The following is a 20,562-nucleotide window of genomic DNA, read 5'->3' on the forward strand; positions in this document are numbered from 1 at the left end:
CATCCACTTGTTTGAGGTACTTTCTGTTAATCTGGAAAGCAGTCATTCTTCTGATTGCACAGGTTTTTTATAGTAAGGGCTCTTTACAAAAGCCTCGATTACGTTTTTAACGATAGGAGCGGCAGCGCTGCCACCGTGTCCGCCATGCTCTACCACTGCGGCTACTGCTATCTGAGGGTCCTCACTCGGTGCATAGGCAATAAACCACCCATGGTCTCTGAGTTGTTGTTTGAGGGTTTCTGTTTTCACTCTGCCTTTAACAACCTGGGCGGTGCCGGTTTTGCCCGATATGTGGACAAGGGCGCTCCTTGATGACCCTCCTGTACCGCCCCCTTCATTGACAACCCCGTACATGGCACTTTTAACCTCGGCAAAAACCTCTGGCTTAATTTTCAGACGCTTAGATTCATCCGGAGGTGCAGTGCCCTTAAGCAGACTAAGATGGATAGGAAGTCCCTCGTTTGCCACCATTGCAGAAAGAAGCGCTGCCTGAGCAGGTGTTATGTTAACGTAACCCTGCCCGATTGAAGCAACAAACGTCTCTCCAAGGAACCACGGCTGTTTCATTTTCTTTTGTTTCCACGCTATTGATGGAATAAGCCCCTCTCTCTCCTCTCCGCCTACAATGTCAAGACCGGTCTTTTTACCCAGTCCAAACATCCTGGCATACTTGTGTATCTTATCTATGCCAAGCCTTCTGCCAACATCGTAGAAATATATATCACAGGACTGAACCAGTCCCCTATGGAAAGTAACAGTGCCGTGAGCTTTCCAGCAGCCAAATGACCATTTGCCATAGTGCATCTCACCGGTGCAGCCTACAGGCGTTGTTGTAGTTATAGCTCCGTCATCAAGACCGGCTACCGACATGAGTACCTTAAAGACGGACCCCGGCGGGTATGAGCTTTGAAGCGCCCTGTTTAGGAGTGGATACTGTTTGTCCTTATGAAGAGCTGACCACTTCTCGGAATCTATCCCCATAACAAAATCGTTAGGGTCAAAAGACGGCATGCTTGCCATAGCGAGTACCTCGCCGGTTTTTGGATCCAGAGCTACCAGAGAGCCGGTTTTATCCTTAAATGACTGTTCTGCTATTTGCTGCAGGTTGATGTCCAGACTGAGAGTTATATCACCTCCGGTGATGGGCTTTATAACCTCAAGTTCTTTCAGTTGTCTGCCCAGAGCATCCACCTCGATTATCTTTCTCCCTGCGGTGCCTCGCAAAGTGGAGTCGTAGAGCTGTTCAACCCCCCACTGGCCTATAAATGTTTCAGGGGAGACATCATCAAGTTGAAGTTTTTCTATCTGTTGTTTATTGGGTTTCCCCAAATAGCCTATTACGTGAGAGCCAACGGTGTTATAAACATAGTTTCTTGTCACGCTTGTCTCTACAATAAGGCCAGGGAAGTCTGATTTTCTTGCCTCTATCTCAGCAACCTCCTTAAAAGACAAGCCCTCTTTAAGTACAATGGTTTTAAAAATATTGTTTTTTTCTTTTTTTATCTTAGCTGCGAGTTTAGACTCATCGGTTTTGGTTAAAGCGGCAAGGCCGTGTGTGTCCACAGGCGAGCGTCCAGGTATGAGGGATGCGTAAAAGTAGGGTTTATTTTTTACAAGTGGTGTTCCACTTCTGTCGTATATGATACCCCGTGAGGCCGGTAGTGAGACAGCCCTGACCCTGTTTGAATCTGCAGCATCCCGATAATCGCTGCCATTTAAAATCTGTATGACGTAAAGACGCACGGAAAGAATAAAAAACACTGTGATTATAATATAAACTGTAAAAGAGGCGACTCCCTCAAAGTACTCCTTATTCATCTTGTTCTCTCATGACAAAGTATCCTAAAACACCATTTATCAGGGATTGAAACATTATACTGTCAATGGCAGTTGAGATATCCACAGGTCTGGTATCAAACACAGAGAGTGAAAAGTAAACGATAAAACCGTCAACAATTGTGAATGCAAAACACAGGAGAGAATTCAGAAGAGGAGTGAAATTAAAAATACCGCTTCTGAAAAATGAAGTTATGAAAATCACAGTGCATTTTGAAAGCATGTTGGGGCCAATTATTCTCAGAGAGAGGCTGTCTTCAATAAAGCCAACACTTGCAGAGCACAAAACCGCTTTTAACTCCGGCCACTTAAGTCCCATATAATAAACTAATAGCATAGTTAAGTTAAGTTTTAAGTTTAAAAAACCTGCCCTGTCAAGAGCCATTGCAAGGCTTATAATAGAAATCCAGAAAAGTGATGTCATCACCTTTTTCATTTACGTACCTTCTCTTGAGACGATAATAACCTCTTCAACTTTTGTCGGTTGCGCAAAAAGCTCTACCTTAATTTCATGGAACATACCTGATGTAACTCGCTCTACGCTTAACACTCTGCCAACCGGAATGCCTGCTGGAAACAGGTTGTCTGTGCCTGATGTAACCAATGACTCACCAGCTTTAACATCTTCACTGACAGGGATGTACTTAAGAAGGCAGAGTTCTGAACCAGTTCCTGAAAGCACAGCCTCTGTGCGGTTGTCTTCAAGCCGGACAGCAACCGAGGAATAGACGTCAGTCAGGAGCTGGACTGTTGAGTAGTTGGACTCTGTAGATATTATCTTACCGATTAGTCCTTTGTCTGTACGAATAGCCATGTCTTTTTTTATTCCAGCCTTAGTGCCGCTATCCAGTATTATTTGGTGGTACCATTTGTTAGGTTGCCTGGCTATGACTCTGGCTGCTGATACATAGTTTATTGTTTCACCTTTTAGTAACAACAGAGCGCTGAGCCGTTTGTTTTGATTAATGGCTTCATCATATTGCTGTTCTTTGAGTAGCAGTCTGTTAAGTTCACTCTTTAACCGGACGTTTTCTCCCTCAATTGTAAACAGCAGGACAAACGGTTTCCTAATAATACTTATAGCGGTATCTATGACGTCATTTACTAAAAAAAGCGGATACCTTAAGCACAGGATTGGCTGAAACGGTCCCCTGAAACTTTGATAAGTCATAAGTGAAATCAAAAAAAATACGTAAATTAAAAACAGAGTGTGATGCTTTTTGAGCATTAACTGACGGCTACTCTCCTTAATAGCGCCAAGTCCTCAAGCATTTTTCCAACTCCCATGACAACTGCAGTCAGCGGGTTTTCAGGCACGATGACAGGCAGTCTGGTCTCTTGTCTGATAAGTTCATCAAGTCCTCTGAGTAGAGCTCCTCCGCCAGCCAGCACAATGCCGTTGTCCACAATGTCTGAGGCAAGCTCAGGTGGCGTGTTTTCAAGAGCCTGTTTGATTGTGCTTACAATGATGTTTACCGGCTCGCTCAGTGTCTCGCGTATCTCGTTTTCCCTGATTGTCACTGTCTTGGGAATTCCTGAGATAAGGTCACGGCCGTTTACGTCTATGGTAAGTTCCTCTTTGGATATTTTAAAAGCTGAGCCTATCTCTATTTTAATTTGTTCAGCTGTCCGGTCTCCAATCATGAAGTTATATTTTTCTTTAACGTGGGTAATTATTTTTTCGTCCATCTTATCACCGCCTACTTTGACTGCCTTGCTGTAAACAATGCCATCCATGGAGATAACTGCAACATCGGTAGTGCCTCCGCCAATGTCCACAATCATATTGCCATAGGGCTCATCAATGGGAAGTCCAACGCCTACAGCGGCAGCCATAGTTTCCTCGATAAGGTAAACCTCACGGGCGCCAGATGCCTCGGCAGCCTCCTTTACCGCCCGCTGCTCAACCAGAGTTATGGCTGATGGCACGCCTATAATTACCCGCGGTGAGACAAAACTCTTTCTGTTGTGGGCTTTCTTAATAAAATACTTAAGCATTTCTCCGGCAGCATTAAAGTCGGCAATCACACCGTCTTTCATCGGCCGTATCGTGATAATGTTTGCTGGCGTCTTACCGAGCATTCTTTTAGCCTCAGCCCCCACAGCTATTACTTTCTTTGTGTCCGTTCTTATTACAACTACCGATGGTTCATCACAAACAATCCCCTTTCCTTTAGCATACACCAGTGTGTTGGCTGTCCCAAGATCTATGGCAAGATCGTTTGAAAATAGTCCTAAGAGTTTACTAAAAATCATTTTCCCTCCATTTTACCGATGACGCGCACCACCACCGTGCCGGCAAGTTCGTCACCTATTCTCTTTCTTTGAGCATTGCCTGTCATTATAATAAATTCCACAGCAAGTATTCCAATAAACAAAATCCAACCTATCAGAGGTATCCGCCAAAGTAAAAGCGCTGCTGCAAATGTCATATTTCTAATAATTGAACTTCTGATAACCATTCCGTTATCAGACCTCTCAGACACCACCTTTAAACCCATCAGCTTTTTACCGACACTTGCTCCTTCAAATAATCCGTCAGCAGTCAATAAGTACATTAACGCCGCATAAAACCCTGCCCTCGGAACCAACTCCATCAACATCATAACAATCAAGAAGTCAAAAACTCTGGCCACCACCCTTGACAGAATATCGGGCATGCCCGCTCCTTCACTCATAAGACATAATAACAGATACGCTTTTTAATTATCAATAAAAGGGTTTTTGGTGAAAACAATTAAGCTTAAGAATAAGCTTAAGAAGCTGCTGCGGTAAAAATGGCAGCTTTAAGGAGTTTTTATTCCTTCTATTACCGTTCGAAAGGGAATTTCATCTTAACCGGCAACGGGCAGTCTGATAATAAAACTTGCTCCGCTGGCTGGCTGCTGCTTAACGGATATTCGGCCTCCAAGTTTCTCAGTTATTCCCTTTGTGACGGCAAGTCCAAGGCCGGTACCTTTTCCCTCAGGTTTAGTGGTAAAGAATGGTTCAAAAATTTTATCCATGTTTTCAGGAAGAATGCCAGGGCCTGAGTCTGTCACCTCTATTTCGACAAACTGCCGTGAATCCTCCTCGATGCGATGTGTTTTTATGAAAATAGTTCCGGCGCTGTTCATAGCATCATTAGCGTTAATCAGAAGATTAATAAACACCTGCTCAAGCTGTGATTGATCTCCGGGCAGGCGTGGAATGTCTTGTGTCAGTTCTTTCTCAATTGTGACGTTATAGAATTTGGATTGGCTTGTAAGAATATTCAGAGCATTTTCAAGGGCCTTAGTGACATCCATATCGAGTTTTTCGCTTGGTATGGTGCGGGAATAGCCAAGGAGTACGGCTATCATATTAGAACACTTCTCGGCCTGTTCGATTATTACAGAGAGGTCCTCTTTGTCGAGCTTATTGCTCTCCGGTACGCGCTTAAGCATTAACTGGGCAAAGACAATAATTCCAGTGAGCGGACTGTTGAGTTCGTGGGCAACACTTGCTGCCATGCGGCCTAAAGAGGCCAGCTTTTCGGTGTGAACGTATTGTTCCTGAAACTTTCTCATCTCTTTTGCCTTTTGCTCCATAATGCCGGAAAGCGCCCGGGTTTTCTCTTCAAAATCGTCTCTGTTGTCCTCAAGGGAGCGGGTCATTTCGTTAAAAGAACCGCTTAACGCTCCGATTTCATCCCCGCTTTGAAAGTCGAGGGTGTGGCCAAAATATCCGCTCTTAACCATCTTTATCCCCTCGCGGACAAGTGCTACCGGTTTCACTACAAACTTAGAGACCAGCAGGTGCAGGATTGTGGTTGCAAGGGCTATGAAAAAAATACCCATTATGGCTATGTCTGTGGTGTTTTCCCTGGCTTTTTCCGCAGCCGGGTTGAGGTCTATTCTAACGTCCACGAAACCGTTTATCGTGGATTTATTATTGTGAACATGGCACTGTGCAGTCATGCAGGTCTGATCATTTTTTATCGGCAGAATTGCCCTCAGTGTTTTTTTGTTACTCTCATGTTCTAAAAAGCGGTTTTGGGTTATATCCTTCAGCTTAACGCTCCCGGCAGAACCAATAGTGTGGCATTCATTGCATAAGGGTGAATTAGTGGCTGCCGTGTTGTTAAGTTCGTTCTTATCTGAGGAAAACTTTATATTACCGTTATGGTCTAACACGCGTATTGCAGGTACGCCACGTGAGGCACCGACCATGCTTGTCACTTTTGTAACGGTCTCATTGTGTTTACCATCAGTATCAATTGCTATTGCCGCCCTTACTGCCTCAATATAGAAAAAACCGTCATCTACTGCTTTAGTATAAAGTTCATTGTTGACTTTATTTGTAAACTTATACCAAAACATTGCGCCGCCAATTATCATGAGCACTGCTATTGACAGTGTTATCTTACGGCTTAATGTCTTGCCTGCTACTCTTAGCATCCTTTACGTTCTAAGCTCCAACACACACATATTTTACACAAATTGAGTAAATTTTATAAAATATTTTTATAAAAAATTTTTCTATTGACAAATTTTTGTGTGTGTATTAATCTAATGGAAGTGGGCGGGATTGACCAAAGTGTTAAAGGAGTGGTTAAACTAACCCTTAGTGTGCACTTGGGAATAGCAGGATGGTTGCAATGATTGGCTTAAAAGTTTTGGGTGGTGCAGGTCTAAAGGAGGTGGACAGAAAATAACGTTTAATGAATTCAAAAATTTGCAATTATTATAAATTTTTACATATAATTCAAAGTGAGATACTCAGGAGTTCCTGCATTATATAACAAATTAGTTATTAATTGCCCGGAAAGGTGAAGACAAATCCTAAGAATAGTCCCTGAAAATACAAAAAGAGCCGATGGCGGATACTGAGAATGCGGCTGTAAATTAAAAGGAGTGTAGTTATGGGTAATATTGCGATTGCCGAATTGCAGGAAAAAGATGTAGCAGAGTTGACAGTATTAGCAGAGGGGCTGAACGTTGAGGGAGCCTCAAGCATGAGAAAGCAGGACCTGATTTTTTCAATCCTACAGGCTCAGGCAGAAAAAACCGGTAATTTGTTTGCCGAGGGGGTTTTGGAAATCCTTGCCGATGGCTTTGGTTTTCTGAGGTCTCCGGATTACAGTTATTTACCAGGCCCTGACGATATATACGTCTCGCCGTCTCAAATCAGAAGGTTTAATCTGCGCACTGGTGAGCTAATCTCAGGACAGGTGCGTCCGCCTAAGGAAAATGAGCGTTATTTTGCACTCCTTAAAGTAGAAGCAATTAACCACCAGACACCGGAGGAAAACATAAACAGGCCGCTCTTTGATAACCTTCTTCCCTACTACCCTACGGAGCGCTTAATGCTTGATTATGATTCAAATGATTATGCCACAAGGGTCATGGAGCTGATAACGCCAACGGGTAAAGGACAAAGGGGACTTATTGTGGCTGCGCCGCGCACCGGTAAGACAATGCTGCTTCAGTCAATAGCAAAGGCAATAAAGTTTAACCATAAGGAGGTTCATCTCATTATTTTGCTCATTGATGAGCGTCCTGAAGAGGTTACCGACTGGAAGCGGGTAGTGAGTCAGGCAGAGATTATAAGCTCGACGTTTGATGAGCCTCCGCACAGGCACTGTCAGGTGGCAGAGATGGTGATAAACCGCGCAAAACGGCAGGTGGAATGTAAAAAGGACGTGGTTATCCTTCTTGATAGTATAACTAGACTGGCACGTGCTTACAATGCCGTAGTGCCTGCAAGTGGCAAGGTGCTCTCAGGCGGCCTTGACGCAAATGCCCTGCAAAAACCTAAGCGGTTTTTTGGTACTGCAAGAAACATAGAGCACGGAGGGAGTCTTACCATCATAGCAACTGCACTGGTAGATACCGGAAGCAGGATGGATGACGTTATATTTGAAGAGTTTAAGGGCACCGGCAACATGGAACTTCACCTTGACAGAAAACTGGTTGACAAGCGGATATTCCCAAGTATAGATATAAACACCTCAGGTACCAGAAAAGAGGAATTGCTTGTAAGCAAAGAAGTGTTAGGTAAGATGTGGGTGCTGCGTAAGGTTCTTACTCCGCTAAGCAGTGTTGAGAGCATGGAGTTTTTACTGAGTAAGCTTAGAAATACAAAGACAAATAAAGAATTCCTTGAAATGATGAATAAGTAGTTTGTGTGTATAAGCCTCAGATGTTGATGTATGGTAAGAAACACTGATGCCACGCTAAAAGTATGCGAGATTTTTACAAGCATTCAGGGAGAGTCCTCTTATGCAGGTATGCCATGTGTCTTTGTCCGGCTTACCGGATGCAACCTACGCTGTAGTTACTGTGACACGGTTTATGCCTATAGTGGCGGATATGAAGTAACAATAGCAGAAATAATCGCTGAGGTTAAAAAATCCGGCATAAAACTTGTTGAGATAACAGGCGGTGAGCCGCTATTACAGCAAAACTCGGCATATCTAATAGATGCGCTCATAGCAGATGGCAACAACGTACTCATAGAGACAAACGGTTCGATAAGCCTTAAAGTTTTAGGAGATAGAGCTGGCAAACCGGTTACAGTAATCATGGACGTTAAAACTCCGGCAAGCGGAATGTCGTGCCACAATGATTTTTCAAACTTCGACTTACTTCTAGCCCACGATGAGATTAAATTTGTACTCTCTGATGAAAACGATTACATATGGGCAGCCGAGATAATTAAGACTTACCGATTGCACCAAAAATGCCGGATTCTTTTTAGCGCTGTAACATCTGGCTTAAGTTATGAAACACTTGCCTCATGGATAATCCGAGATGCTTTGCCTGTCAGGTTAAACGTGCAGTTACATAAATACATTTTTACCGGAGATATGAGAGGCAGATAAGCGGCTTGCCAAACAGCACTGCGTTATCGTATTTTAAAAAATGGCAAAAATCGAAGGTTTTAGTATAAGTAACTTTAAAGCGTTAAAGGATGTAGCTTTTGGGAACACATTTGACACGCTGGAAAAGGCTCCCTTAACGCCGTTAACTGTTGTAATCGGTAAAAATGGAGTGGGTAAGAGCACACTCTTTGATGCCTTCGGTTTTATATCTGATTGCCTCAAAGACGGAGTAGAGAAAGCGTGCGATTCAAGAGGTGGATTTGAAAAAATTCTCTCAAAAGGGCAAGACGCTGTTATGTCATTTGCTATTACTTATAACGATGAAGTAACCACTCATTCAATAGTATATCAGTTGGGGATAGATTTGGATGATAAAGGACGTCCTTACGTTTTAAGTGAAATCCTGAGTCAAAAAACAGAAAAGGGTCGTTACAAATTAATTTTACTAAGGTATGGGGGAATAGGGTACGTTTCCAAAAGCGAAACTGACATAGATCAACTTGATTATGAGATAACAATGAAAGAAGCCGAAGAAATAATTATAAACTTACGGCAAGGTAAAAAAATAGAAATTCCTAACATGAAAAATGTAGAACTTGAAGACATTAGAAAACTTGGCATTGCAACTTTTGGGGCGGTTAAGCAACATCCGAGAATTTCACGATTCAGGCAATTTTTAGAAGATTGGTATTTAAGTTACTTTACGCCGGATGCAACGAAAGAACCAACTTTTGCTGGAGCACAAAACCATTTAAATAAACGTGGTAACAACCTTGCAAATGTAGTAGAGTTTATGGAGAAGAAACACAAAGACCGGTTTAAAGAAATTCTTGAAAATATCGCAAAGAAAATCCCAGGGATTGATAAGATTGATACTGAGAGGATTCCGAATGGTCAATTACTTCTTCGCTTTACTGATAAAGGTTTTACAGATCCATTCTATGTGCAGCAGATGTCTGATGGAACGCTAAAGGTGTTTACCTATCTGCTATTACTAAATGACCCGACACCTCCGCCGTTTATTTGCATTGAGGAGCCGGAAAATGGCCTATATCATAAGTTGCTTGAAACACTGGTCAGAGAATTCAGGGAACACGCAACCGGTGAGAAAAACAGCTCTCAGATATTTATTACAACGCATCAGCCATATTTGGTGGATGCACTGGAGCCTGAGGAGGTCTGGATTTTAGAAAAAGGTGAGGACGGATTTGCAACCGTGCGGAGAGCAAGCGATGACCCGCTCGTTAAGAATCTGGTTGCCGAGGGACTGCCTCTTGGCGGGCTTTGGTATAGCGATTATTTAGACCCGCGGTAATTCTATGCACTTATACATACTTGTTGAAGACCTGTCAGGGAAAGAAATGCTCGATATTCTTATACCAAAAATAATTAGCACTCAAGAAAATACGTTTAGCATTATTTCATACGAAGGTATCGGACATATTCCTAGAAACTTAAACAGCACGCCAGACCTTAGAAATAGATTACTTCTGCATCATCTTCCTGCACAACTTAGAGCTATTGGCAAAACGTATAAAGACAATCCGAAAGAATATCCTGTTATAATGGTATGTGACCTTGATGATAAAAGGAGTTTAAACGATTTTCTTAAAGAACTGTTAGAAGTTTTAGACAACTGTAATCCCAAACCGGAAACAAGGTATTGTATTGCAATTGAAGAGGGAGAGGCATGGTTGCTTGGCGATTTAAATGCAGTCAAACTTGCCTATCCCAATGCAAAGGACAAAGTTCTTAAATCATACAAAAACGATAGTATTTGCGGCACATGGGAAAAGTTAGCTGATGCTGTGTATCCCGGAGGTCACGTAACACTTGAGCAGTTGGGTCGGCAAACAGTTGGTGCAAAAAAGTCAAAATGGGCGGAAAACATCTCTCCGCATATTGATGTTGAAAATAACAAATCCAAAAGTTTTTGTTTTTTTCGTAAAAAAATTATGGAACTAACAAAACAGTAATTTTTTAAAATGCCTTTGTAGCTAATTCAGCTAACAAAAGACTGGATTCCTGCCTTCGCAGGAATGACAAAAAAAAGAGGTCGCTCCTCTGTCATTCCCGCCTACGAGCGGGAATCCAGTCATTTTTCCACTTTAAAAAACATAAAAACCTACATACCTATAATCATGAAAATCCTCTGACGGAGTTAACTTAATAAGCATTTAAATTTTTTAATCTGCTCATCTGTTGTGCGGGCGGAGCTCGCATTGAAACTTTTTAAGTGGCGGAACGCCAATTAAAAAATTTTCTACCCACAAGAACAATGAAACAGCATTAAACCAAACTACCCAATCATTGACAAAAAACCGGGGGTTGAGGGGAATCATTCCCCTCACAGGTAGGTTTAAGGGAGGGCAGCGCCATCCCTTATTAATTATCTTATCAAAAATTTTTATTTACAAAAAATTTGCAATCATGTTAATATTCTGCCATGAAAAAAACTGATAATAAACTGAAAAAACTCTCAACGAATAAATCTAAGGCGCTTTTTGCAAAAGCGCAAACTCTGATTCCAGGCGGTGTTAACAGTCCTGTCAGGGCGTTTAAGGCTGTTGGAGGAGATCCGCTTTTCATATCGCATGCTAAAGGTTCAAAATTAACCGATGTTGACGGTAACTCGTACATTGATTATGTGCTATCGTGGGGGCCGTTGATTTTAGGCCATGCGCCAAAGAAAGTCATAGAGGCTGTCACTGAGGCTGCCGCTAAGGGCACAAGTTACGGTGCTCCTAATCCCTATGAAGTAACACTTGCTGAACTTATTGTCAAAGCCTATCCGTCTATGGATAAGGTACGCTTTGTAAATTCCGGCACTGAGGCCACAATGAGCGCTATCAGAGTTGCACGTGGGTTTACAAAACGGGATAAAATCATAAAATTTGAAGGCTGCTACCACGGACATGCTGACGGGCTGCTTGCTAAGGCTGGCTCAGGCGCCGCTACATTTGGCGTTCCAACAAGCCCAGGTGTTCCGGAATCCTACGCATCAGCTACCATCACAGTTCCATTTAACGACCCAAAAGCTCTGAAAGATATTATAGAAAAAGAAGGCGAAAACATTGCCTGTCTCATTCTTGAGCCGGTTGTCGGAAACATTGGATGTGTTATCCCAAAAGACGGATTTCTTGAGGAAATCAGAGAGCTGACCCAAAAACATGGTATAGTTTTGATTTTCGATGAGGTTATGACAGGCTTTAGGGCAGCTTACGGCGGAGCTCAGGAACTGTTTAATATAAAGCCCGATATGACCTGTCTTGGTAAAGTCATAGGGGGAGGGCTGCCAGTTGGAGCTTATGGTGGAAAGCGTGAAATAATGTCTCTTATCTCTCCTGAGGGTCCTGTGTATCAGGCCGGAACACTTTCAGGAAATCCTATTGCAATGGCCGCAGGGATTGCTACTTTAAATATTATAAGAAAATCCGGCTTTTATGAAAAACTCAACGAAATCTCAAAAGCCCTTGAATATGGCCTAAATGATGCCGCAAAAAAAGCCAATACAAAGGTTAAAATCTACCGTGTTGGCTCTATGATGTGCCAGTATTTTACAGATAAGAATGTTACCGATTACATAACCGCAGCATCCAGCGATACTGAGAAATTTGCCAGATATTTTAGAGGAATGCTCTCATGCGGGATAAACTTTCCGCCGTCTAAGTTTGAAGCGTTTTTTCTTTCATCAGCACACTCAAAAAGTGACATTGAACGCACTGTCAGCTATAGCTTTGATATCCTTAAATCTATAAGATAAGACGGGGATGTTTGCATGCCTTTTATGATGTATGAAGCTCCTCTTTTGCAAACTCCACGGATATGACTTTTGACACACCTGGTGTCTCGGCTGTAATACCATAGATATATTGGGCAACCTCCATAGTTGTTCTGTTATGGGTTATTACAATAAACTGGGTTTTTTCAGACATCTTTACAATCATATCGGCAAAGCGCCTTGTGTTGCCCTCATCCAGTGCTGCATCAGCCTCATCTAAAATACAAAGCGGTGTGGGTTTAATGACAAACCCGGCAAAGACCAGTGATATGGCGGAAAGGGATTTTTCTCCGCCGGAAAGAAGGTTTATGTTTTGCAGTTTCTTGTGAGGCGGCTGAACCACTATATCAATGCCGGATTCCAATATGTTGAGAGGATCTGTAAGAATCAACTCTGCATATCCACCGCCAAAAAAACTCCTGAAGGTTTCGTTAAACTTTGTGTTTAATTCCATAAACGCCTCGGACAGCCGTTGTTTAGTGGTATGATTAATTTTCGATATCACCTCTTTAAGCTCAGATATAGATGTAACGATGTCGGCTTGCTGTGTAGTCAAAAAATCGTACCGCGTCTTCAACTCCTCATATTCCTCAATGCTTGAAAGATTAACCGGGCCCATCTCCCGGATTTTTTGCTTAAGCAGAGGAAGCTTCTCTTCATCCCCCTCTGAAAGCTCACCAGGGTTAAGCTCGTCAAGCCCTTTACCGTAAGCTGTATAGACAGTATGCTCAATGTTTTCCATCTTGAGGCGATCCTCAGTGCCCTTTAGATTAAGCTCGTTGAGCCTCTCTTTTCCCCTGTCGCTGTCACTTCTAAGAGACAGGGCTTGCTTTTCAAAATCCCTTAACTCTGTTGAAGTGCCGGATATTAGTTCCCTTTGCTGTTTGATTTTATCCCTTAGTTCTTTGTCTTTTTCCGAGAGCTTTGTCAATGTTTCCTCATCAGAGACAACTTCAAGAGCCGCTTTGTCAGTTTTTTTGCTTAAAGCCTCCATCTCATTGCTGACAGATTGTATCTTACTCTCCATAGTTTCAATCTTACGGTTTAACGCAGCCTCTTCATTTTTAGCCGCCCGCAGCCGTTCACGTTGCTTTGTTACGGTCATTTTTTTATCCATAAGGGATGCCCTCAGTCTCTCAAGCTGAGTGCGTTTACCTGTCGCTGATTCTCTGAGTGAGCCGATATAAGTCTCCGTATCATCTTTGGATTTAGATACAACGGCAAGCCGCGACTCCATTTCAGCTGCTTTTAGCCGGAGTTCGGCGATTTCCTTATCGGTCTCTCCGGATTCTATCTGCATGAGGGTTAACCTCTGTTTAAGTCTCTCCTTTTCGTCCTCACACTTTCTTATGCTGCTTTTATTTGCGGCAATATCTTTGTCAAAGGCGAGCAATGTTTGTTCTGTTTTTGAAATATCTGACTTGAGCATATCTCTCTTACTAAGGTTTTCCTTATGGCGTGCCTCAAGAGCCGTCAGAGTTTCTTTTAAAACACTGACCTCGCCCCTCAGTTCCCTGATATTTCTTAGATGTCTTAACACTGTACCCCTTTTACCGCAAAGCACGGCCCCTGAGCGCTCTAACACATCGCCCTCAAGTGTGACATAGTTTATGCCGGAGCCGCCGCTGTTAAATAGTTGAAAAGCCGTATTAAGACTATCCACGATTACAAAATCCATCAGGAGCGCCCTTATCAGAGGCAGATACTTCTCCTTTACGCTCACTACGCTTAACGGATCAATTACATGCACAGAGAATGCGGGAGGTTTCTCAGAAGATATTTCCGCAACGAGGTCAATACTACAAAGAGCCGTCTTTTCCCATCCGTGGGTATTTATAAATCTGACTGCCTCAATAAGTCTATCATTAGAGCTAATAATATAGCCTTTGATTTTTTCAGAGATTGCGCTCTCTATGGCGGTCTCATATTGGCCATCCACAGTAAGAACCTCAGAGAGCACTGTCAACGGGTTAAAGAGCTCTGTGAATTCTTTTGTGTTTTTATCCTCAGTGGTCAATTCAAGCAAAGAAGTTAGCCTTGATGATGAGGCAGCCAACTTTTCTCTCACACCGGAGATTTCCTCCCGAAGGGAGTCAACGGATTTTTCCACATCCTCAAATTCTTTCTTAAGATTTGCTTTGAGTTCCAATTTTTCACTAAATACCGACTTCTTCCGCTCAAGGTCTGTCTCCATTGACTTAAGCTGACTGTCGTGCGCTTGTATGTCATCAACTGCCCGTTTTAGAAACTCAGTTGAGGATTCCTTTTTTCTGGTTAATGAGGCTGTAAGCGTTTGTATTGTAGAGAGCTCATTTTTAGCGTTACCCATGCTTTCTGAAATTTGGAAAAGCTTTTTGTTTTTGTCTCTGATTTCATCCTCAGTTTCAGCGAGAGTTTTTTCAAAAGAAGCGATAAGTTTATTTTCCTCACTGATAGCGGCCTCAGTTGAATTAATCTCCGTCTCAAGGTTTTCATAAACTCCGGTGAGCCTCTCTAAGGAGTTAATGGCATCGTCACGCTCTGTGGAGTAATCACTCTCTTGCGCCATAAGGCGTTCGGTATGTGAAGCGGAGTTTTTGATTGATGCTTTCTTTAGCGCAATATCTTTCTCAAGCCCTGAGATTTCCTTTTCAAGTTTTTGAATAGTTTCAGTCATAGCCTCAAGTGCATTCCTTTGGTTAAAAAGAACCTGAGACTTTGACTTACGATTCTCTTCAAGAGCACCAATTGCAGCGCTAATTTCCGTAAGTTTTGCATTGACTGCCGCTGATTCCTCTGTGACTTTCAGAAAGTCACTGTGAAGGGCTTCAAAGTCGCGTTTTGCTATTTTTAACTCAATTGTGTTGTGCTCTGCCGTCAGGGATTTAAACAGTTCGGCCTTCTTAGCCTGTTTTTCGAGTGAGTTCATGGAGCGTTTAATTTCGGCTATGATATCGTTTACCCTGTCAAGGTTAATCTGAGCACGCTCAAGTTTAGCAAGCGCCTCGGTTTTTCTCACCTTGTACTTCATAACACCTGCGACCTCTTCAATAAGAAAGCGTCTCTCAGTGGGTTTGGTGTTTAGGATTTCGCTTATTCTGCCCTGTTCTAAAATTGAATAACTTTTAACCTCAAGTCCGGTATCGAGAAACATCTCACGGACATCCTTAAGGCGGTTGCGTTTTTTGTTTATCAGGTATTCGCTGTCACCGTTTCTAAACAGCCGTCTTGTAATTTCAACTGTTTGTTGAGTGTCGCTGTCACCGTTTCCATTGCCATCGTTATTTTCATCAATTTGAAAGGTAAGCGTGACATCAGCCATCCCCTTTGGCTTTGTCTCTGAGGTGCCTGCAAAAATTACCTCCTCCATTTTGTCGCCTCGGAGATTTTTTGCGCTCTGCTCCCCCAGTACCCACCTGAAGGCATCCACCACGTTGCTCTTGCCACAACCGTTTGGCCCGACTATGCAGGTTATCCCCGAGTGCATCGTAAAGGTGGTTTTATCAGAAAATGACTTAAAACCGTTTAATTCAAGACTGAGTATTTTCATTAAATTTGTGCTTATTTATCGAATCGTGTGCTTGTATTGTACAGAGTGAACATAAAGAGCGTCAAGGTTACAAGACACGGCAAAATTAAACGCTGTTGTAAAGTGTACCTGAAAGAATATGCCGATGTTACCGATGCCATAAAGTCGCTTCGTCAATATTTTATGTTTTACAATAACAAGCGGCCTCATCAGCAACTCAACCATAAAACCCCAAAGGATGTATATACCAACACATGAACTACTTACTTACACTACCTAATAGATACTTGTTTTTTTGTTTTGACAATGGGGTACACTTTAATTCCAATCGTTATACTAAGTTGTATTATCGTTATTTCTATCGTAAAATCAATATTATTGCATGCAATAAATAATTGCATATTTCTCCTGATGCCGTGTTCCTTAATTGTACGCCTTGTTTGCCAGTTCTAATGCAATAAACCGTTGCACCTAAAAAACATGAAGTTACCATAAGTGCTTGATTAATAAATGAAAAATAAAATGGCACGAAACTTGATATATAAAGTACAATATGAAACTTAATAATTTATCCTTAAAGGAGGAGAAACAAATGAGCATATTCAGACAGGTCTTCGTGTTTTTCGAGGCAGCCTCAAGGGCTCATGCGAAATGGGAATACGACATTTCGCTCAACATTATCAAAAATCGTAAAAAGATGTTCGTGATACTTTTGCTTTTGCTTCCAATCGTTGCAGTAAGTGCCCTTAACGCTGCTGATGTAATTGGCGGACATCACGCCTATGCGCCGGTGTTTTATTCAAACACCATATTTTTTGTATCCATTGCAGTAGGGCTTGCAGCGGGTTTGATAACCGGTTGTATTGGCGCTGGTGGAGGCTTTATCATTACTCCTGCTCTTATGGCAGCAGGAGTAAAGGGAATTTTGGCTGTTGGTACGGATATGTTTCACATTTTTGCCAAGGCGATAATGGGAACAACAATACACAAAAAACTCGGCAACGTGTCTGCTAAATTGGCGATAGCTTTTCTTATAGGCTCAGCGGGCGGCACGGTCATAGGCGGAAGTATCAATAAGGCTTTGTATAATAAAAACCCAATTCTAAGCGATGCCTTCATTAGCACAATCTATACTCTGCTTTTAGGTTTCCTGGGTTTTTATGCAATGGCTGATTATCTGCGTTCAAGAAAAGGCGCGTCCACAGGCGGAGCGCATGATGACGCACATGGTTCTGCACCCTCAGGGAGGTCCAGTCTGCCTACGAATATACAAGCCATAAGAATTCCTCCAATGATAACCTTTGACGAGGATTACGGCGGAAAGCAAATTTCCTGGCTGTTTATCGCTCTTGGCGGTGCTGTGGTAGGGATTCTTGCCGCAATTATGGGTGTTGGCGGAGGCTTTGTAACATTTCCAATGTTTGTATATATATTCGGTGTATCTACGGCCACTACGGTGGGAACTGACATATTACAGATTATTTTCACTGCCGGTCTGTCCTCTATTGGGCAGTACGCTATAAACGGTTACGTGTTCTATTCGCTTGCCATGGGGATGCTTGTAGGCTCTCTTATTGGAATACAGATAGGGGCGCTTACAACGAAAGTGGTCAAGGGAATACAAATAAGAGGTTTTTATGCAATATCCATACTTGCCGGTTTTATTAACAGGGCGACCACGCTACCTAAGAAACTCGTAGAACTGGAATACATACAGCTTGGTAAACCCATAGTTACGGGCATCGAAACTGTTGGTAATATTATATTTTGGATTGTTATAGGAATTTTTGGATTTTGGATTTTTGCTAAATTCTTTGGAAATATCAGCAAACTCAAGGAGGAACAGTAAAATGACAAGTGAAAGGAAAACATCTCTTATTAAGGGAATGGTGCTTGCTCTATCGTTTGGAATCATTATGTTTGTGGTATTTTTACCGATTTTTGGCAATGGGAGAAACGCTCTTCAGTTTTCTGATGACCTTTTCAATAAACTTGCTAAGGGTTCGTCATACTTTATTCCTGGTTTAAATAAAGCCAGTGGGAAATTTCTGGGCAAAGATTTTTCGGTTGCGCTAAAGATAGAAAAGGATGCCGATGCTGCCATCTTTATCCTCAATAAAAACGGAGTTAAAACCGAATTGACCGGCAATAAGTTGAACGTCTCCGGAGACCTCGGTGCTCTTGTACAGGCAATACTGACGGATGCTGATGCAATGTTCAAAAACGATGGGGGAAAAGTATCGTCAAAGTATGGGGTTAACGAAAAAACCGTCCTTAAGACATGGTGGATTATTCTAAAGCTCATGGATGACAGGCTGAAAAAAGACGGTAAAATAGAGGAGTCAGAACTTATTTCTGAAACGATGAAAAAGGCAGTTGAGACGGCCTATAATTTTTACGGAATAGAAGGACAAAAAGTGCTTGACAAGGCAGGTATAATGTCAGGTCTTCTGATTTTCTATGTGACTTATACGCTGTGGTGGGGATTTGCCATATACTTCCTCTTTGAAGGAATAGGGCTTTCTATGACAAAGTCAAAAGTTAAACATGAAGTTTAGGGGGTGGCACTATGAAAAAAATACTAGTCCTGACAGACGGTTCAAAAAATTCAATGGAATGTTTAAGTGTAGCGGCTGATTACGTAAAAGACAGGGAATGCCTGATATACGTCATGACAGTTGTTCCCTTTTACGGCGACATAGACCTTGAGCTTTCGCCCCATATGCGTGATAAAATTGCACAGACGTCCAATACCCTTGGCGAGGAAATCCTTAACAGTGCAAAAAAAATTTTGCACGATAAAGGGGTAAAAAATGTCGAAACCGTACTTTCTGTTTCGGCCTCAATATCTAAAGATATACTTGAGTTTGCAGAAAATAATAAAATAGACATAATCTTCATTGGAGGCAGTGGGACGGGAACAGCTTCGAAGATGCTACTTGGGAGCGTTTCCTACAGAGTGGTAAACCAGAGCAACACCTCCGTGTTTGTGGTAAAAACACCTTAAGTGCAGGTATATTAGGATTATGCTAAAAAAGAAAAGCGACATTACAGTTCTTCTTGTGGACGACGAAGAGGAACTCGTTAAAATCATGTCAAAGCGGCTTGCCGTGAGAGGCTTTAAGCCCGACACAGCCTTAAGCGGCGAGGAGGCGGTAAGCAAGGTAAAAGAAAAGCATTTTGACGTAATCGTGCTGGATATAGCAATGCCAGGCATTGATGGTATCCAGGCGCTTAAAAAGATAAAGGAGGAGGACAAGGACTCTCAAATAATAATGATGACAGGTTATGCTACCGTGGAAAAAAGTGTTGAGGCTATGAAAGAGGGTGCAATAGATTTCCTTGAAAAGCCGGTAAATGCCGATATGCTCATACATAAAATTTTAAATGCCCATGAGGCAAGTGAAAAAAGGAGGCAGGAGGTACACATGTCACACACGGAAAAACTTGCTTCTATCGGCACTCTGGCCGCTGGCGTAGCACACGAGTTAAATAACCCTTTGACTATCATTTTGGGAATGACTGACCTTATGCTTGAGGAAATATCTGTAGACTCAAAACACTACGAAAACCTTAAGGCTATAGAAAGGCAGGGGACAAATGCCAAAAGGATTGTGGAAAACCTTTTGAGGTTTGCAAGATACACAGCGTACACTGAGGAGGATATAGACATCAATCAAAGCATAGAGGAGGTTCTCACGATAGTCCGAAAGACACTTATGTTTAACAATATCGAGATTAAGTGTGAAATGGATAAATCCCTGCCAATAGTCAGAGGGATACCGGGGGAGCTGCAGCAGGTCTTTCTGAATATCATAACTAATGCCATTTATGAAATGAAAAGTGGCGGTAAGCTTACCATTGCAACTCAGAGCATACAGGATGGGGAAAAGGTGGAGGTACGTATTGCTGATACCGGCCCTGGCATCAAAAGGAGACACCAGGACAGGATTTTTGATCCCTTCTTTACAACGAAAAACGTAGGTGAAGGGACGGGGCTTGGGCTTTCCGTATCATACGGTTTAGTGGCTAAGCATGGAGGCAAAATTACCTTTGACACTAAAACAAAAGACGAATCGTTGGTTACAGGAACGGAATTTATAATAACCTTACCCTCAGCACTACAAATAAACGAGGAGGACAACTATGACCGCTAAACTATTGATTGTTGACGACGAGCCTGATATGCTTAAGCTTCTTACGATGATTATAAAGGAAAAAACGTCTCACGAGGTAACCTCTACAAATAATCCTATGGAGGCCCTTGATATATTTAAAAACAATAAGTTTGATCTTTTAATAACCGATTTGAAAATGCCAGGCCTTGACGGGATTGAATTACTGAAAGCAGTACGTGCCATAGACCAGAGTATTCCTGTAATCATGATTACGGCATATGCCGCAAACGGGGCAGCGGATGAGGCGTTTGTAAATGTTGCCTTTGATTTTATAATTAAACCTTTTAGAAAGGAGCAAGTGTTGTTTGCAATCGAGCGCGCCCTGAAATGGGCAGAAATGGAGAAAGAAAACAAGATGCTAAGGGCTAAGGTGCAGCCCTAAAGCTGCTCCTCTGTCTTTTGGAAAAACTCCTCG

The 20,562-nt window shown here is 42.3% G+C and carries 18 protein-coding genes; 11 read left to right on the forward strand and 7 right to left on the reverse strand.

Annotated features, from left to right (window positions below):
* Window positions 1-42: 42 nt before the first annotated feature.
* The 6 genes from mrdA to HQK88_08490 form a co-directional block, all read right to left on the reverse strand.
* Complete coding sequence (mrdA, locus tag HQK88_08465; protein MBF0616834.1) at window positions 43-1,818, reverse strand: penicillin-binding protein 2; 1,776 nt, start codon at window positions 1,816-1,818, stop codon at window positions 43-45.
* Window positions 1,811-2,272 (reverse strand): rod shape-determining protein MreD, encoded by a 462-nt coding sequence (gene mreD, locus HQK88_08470; protein MBF0616835.1) that lies wholly within the window; start codon window positions 2,270-2,272, stop codon window positions 1,811-1,813. Before mreD ends, mrdA begins: the two co-directional genes overlap by 8 nt.
* The gene (gene mreC / locus HQK88_08475; protein MBF0616836.1) at window positions 2,273-3,064 is read right to left on the reverse strand and encodes a rod shape-determining protein MreC; all 792 of its coding nucleotides are present in this window, start codon (window positions 3,062-3,064) and stop codon (window positions 2,273-2,275) included.
* The gene (locus tag HQK88_08480; protein MBF0616837.1) at window positions 3,064-4,092 is read right to left on the reverse strand and encodes a rod shape-determining protein; all 1,029 of its coding nucleotides are present in this window, start codon (window positions 4,090-4,092) and stop codon (window positions 3,064-3,066) included. Before HQK88_08480 ends, mreC begins: the two co-directional genes overlap by 1 nt.
* Window positions 4,089-4,496: an RDD family protein gene (locus HQK88_08485; GenBank protein MBF0616838.1), complete on the reverse strand. Its 408-nt coding sequence runs from the start codon at window positions 4,494-4,496 to the stop codon at window positions 4,089-4,091. The genes HQK88_08480 and HQK88_08485 overlap by 4 nt, the downstream gene beginning before the upstream one ends.
* A 174-nt stretch (window positions 4,497-4,670) precedes the next feature.
* The gene (locus HQK88_08490; GenBank protein MBF0616839.1) at window positions 4,671-6,254 is read right to left on the reverse strand and encodes a HAMP domain-containing protein; all 1,584 of its coding nucleotides are present in this window, start codon (window positions 6,252-6,254) and stop codon (window positions 4,671-4,673) included.
* 473 nt (window positions 6,255-6,727) lie between these two features.
* Between HQK88_08490 and rho the strand changes: the two genes are divergently transcribed.
* The 5 genes from rho (at window position 6,728) to hemL (ending at window position 12,443) form a co-directional block, all read left to right on the forward strand.
* Window positions 6,728-7,978: a transcription termination factor Rho gene (gene rho / locus HQK88_08495; GenBank protein ID MBF0616840.1), complete on the forward strand. Its 1,251-nt coding sequence runs from the start codon at window positions 6,728-6,730 to the stop codon at window positions 7,976-7,978.
* Between the two features lie 30 nt (window positions 7,979-8,008).
* Window positions 8,009-8,680 carry a radical SAM protein gene (locus tag HQK88_08500; GenBank protein ID MBF0616841.1) on the forward strand — a complete coding sequence of 224 codons (672 nt, stop codon included), beginning with the start codon at window positions 8,009-8,011 and terminating at the stop codon, window positions 8,678-8,680.
* A gap of 40 nt (window positions 8,681-8,720) precedes the next feature.
* A complete protein-coding gene (locus HQK88_08505; GenBank protein ID MBF0616842.1) occupies window positions 8,721-9,995 on the forward strand; it encodes an AAA family ATPase in 1,275 nt (424 codons plus the stop codon).
* 4 nt (window positions 9,996-9,999) lie between these two features.
* Window positions 10,000-10,656: a DUF4276 family protein gene (locus tag HQK88_08510; GenBank protein ID MBF0616843.1), complete on the forward strand. Its 657-nt coding sequence runs from the start codon at window positions 10,000-10,002 to the stop codon at window positions 10,654-10,656.
* Window positions 10,657-11,126: 470 nt separating this feature from the next.
* Window positions 11,127-12,443, forward strand: a complete 1,317-nt coding sequence (gene hemL / locus HQK88_08515) for a glutamate-1-semialdehyde 2,1-aminomutase (GenBank protein MBF0616844.1) — start codon at window positions 11,127-11,129, stop codon at window positions 12,441-12,443.
* Window positions 12,444-12,465: 22 nt separating this feature from the next.
* Here hemL and smc read toward each other — a convergent pair whose 3' ends face one another.
* Window positions 12,466-15,990, reverse strand: a complete 3,525-nt coding sequence (gene smc, locus HQK88_08520) for a chromosome segregation protein SMC (protein MBF0616845.1) — start codon at window positions 15,988-15,990, stop codon at window positions 12,466-12,468.
* A 36-nt stretch (window positions 15,991-16,026) separates the two neighbouring features.
* On the opposite strand from smc, the gene HQK88_08525 reads away from it, so the two are divergent.
* The 6 genes from HQK88_08525 to HQK88_08550 all read left to right on the forward strand — a co-directional run bounded on the left by HQK88_08525 (window position 16,027) and on the right by HQK88_08550 (window position 20,529).
* Complete coding sequence (locus tag HQK88_08525; GenBank protein ID MBF0616846.1) at window positions 16,027-16,227, forward strand: transposase; 201 nt, start codon at window positions 16,027-16,029, stop codon at window positions 16,225-16,227.
* 334 nt (window positions 16,228-16,561) lie between these two features.
* Complete coding sequence (locus tag HQK88_08530; protein ID MBF0616847.1) at window positions 16,562-17,818, forward strand: sulfite exporter TauE/SafE family protein; 1,257 nt, start codon at window positions 16,562-16,564, stop codon at window positions 17,816-17,818.
* 1 nt (window position 17,819) lies between these two features.
* Window positions 17,820-18,527: a hypothetical protein gene (locus HQK88_08535; GenBank protein ID MBF0616848.1), complete on the forward strand. Its 708-nt coding sequence runs from the start codon at window positions 17,820-17,822 to the stop codon at window positions 18,525-18,527.
* Window positions 18,528-18,538: 11 nt separating this feature from the next.
* On the forward strand, window positions 18,539-18,976 hold the full coding sequence (locus HQK88_08540) for a universal stress protein (GenBank protein MBF0616849.1): 438 nt from the start codon (window positions 18,539-18,541) through the stop codon (window positions 18,974-18,976).
* 19 nt (window positions 18,977-18,995) lie between these two features.
* A complete protein-coding gene (locus tag HQK88_08545) occupies window positions 18,996-20,126 on the forward strand; it encodes a response regulator (GenBank protein ID MBF0616850.1) in 1,131 nt (376 codons plus the stop codon).
* Window positions 20,116-20,529: a response regulator gene (locus HQK88_08550; GenBank protein MBF0616851.1), complete on the forward strand. Its 414-nt coding sequence runs from the start codon at window positions 20,116-20,118 to the stop codon at window positions 20,527-20,529. Before HQK88_08545 ends, HQK88_08550 begins: the two co-directional genes overlap by 11 nt.
* The last annotated feature ends 33 nt before the right edge of the window (window positions 20,530-20,562 follow it).

Source organism: Nitrospirota bacterium (assembly GCA_015233895.1).
GTDB lineage: Bacteria > Nitrospirota > Thermodesulfovibrionia > Thermodesulfovibrionales > Magnetobacteriaceae > Magnetomonas.

Bases quoted from the DNA above. Each gene is read 5' to 3' on its own strand.
- HQK88_08550 (MBF0616851.1), top strand. From the start codon at position 20,116: ATGACCGCTAAACTATTGATTGTTGACGACGAGCCTGATATGCTTAAG.
- HQK88_08500 (MBF0616841.1), top strand. From the start codon at position 8,009: ATGGTAAGAAACACTGATGCCACGCTAAAAGTATGCGAGATTTTTACA.
- smc (MBF0616845.1), bottom strand. From the start codon at position 15,990: ATGAAAATACTCAGTCTTGAATTAAACGGTTTTAAGTCATTTTCTGAT.
- HQK88_08490 (MBF0616839.1), bottom strand. From the start codon at position 6,254: ATGCTAAGAGTAGCAGGCAAGACATTAAGCCGTAAGATAACACTGTCA.
- mreD (MBF0616835.1), bottom strand. From the start codon at position 2,272: ATGAAAAAGGTGATGACATCACTTTTCTGGATTTCTATTATAAGCCTT.
- HQK88_08485 (MBF0616838.1), bottom strand. From the start codon at position 4,496: ATGCCCGATATTCTGTCAAGGGTGGTGGCCAGAGTTTTTGACTTCTTG.
- HQK88_08480 (MBF0616837.1), bottom strand. From the start codon at position 4,092: ATGATTTTTAGTAAACTCTTAGGACTATTTTCAAACGATCTTGCCATA.
- hemL (MBF0616844.1), top strand. From the start codon at position 11,127: ATGAAAAAAACTGATAATAAACTGAAAAAACTCTCAACGAATAAATCT.
- HQK88_08510 (MBF0616843.1), top strand. From the start codon at position 10,000: ATGCACTTATACATACTTGTTGAAGACCTGTCAGGGAAAGAAATGCTC.
- mrdA (MBF0616834.1), bottom strand. From the start codon at position 1,818: ATGAATAAGGAGTACTTTGAGGGAGTCGCCTCTTTTACAGTTTATATT.
- mreC (MBF0616836.1), bottom strand. From the start codon at position 3,064: ATGCTCAAAAAGCATCACACTCTGTTTTTAATTTACGTATTTTTTTTG.
- HQK88_08545 (MBF0616850.1), top strand. From the start codon at position 18,996: ATGCTAAAAAAGAAAAGCGACATTACAGTTCTTCTTGTGGACGACGAA.
- HQK88_08540 (MBF0616849.1), top strand. From the start codon at position 18,539: ATGAAAAAAATACTAGTCCTGACAGACGGTTCAAAAAATTCAATGGAA.
- HQK88_08535 (MBF0616848.1), top strand. From the start codon at position 17,820: ATGACAAGTGAAAGGAAAACATCTCTTATTAAGGGAATGGTGCTTGCT.
- HQK88_08530 (MBF0616847.1), top strand. From the start codon at position 16,562: ATGAGCATATTCAGACAGGTCTTCGTGTTTTTCGAGGCAGCCTCAAGG.
- HQK88_08505 (MBF0616842.1), top strand. From the start codon at position 8,721: ATGGCAAAAATCGAAGGTTTTAGTATAAGTAACTTTAAAGCGTTAAAG.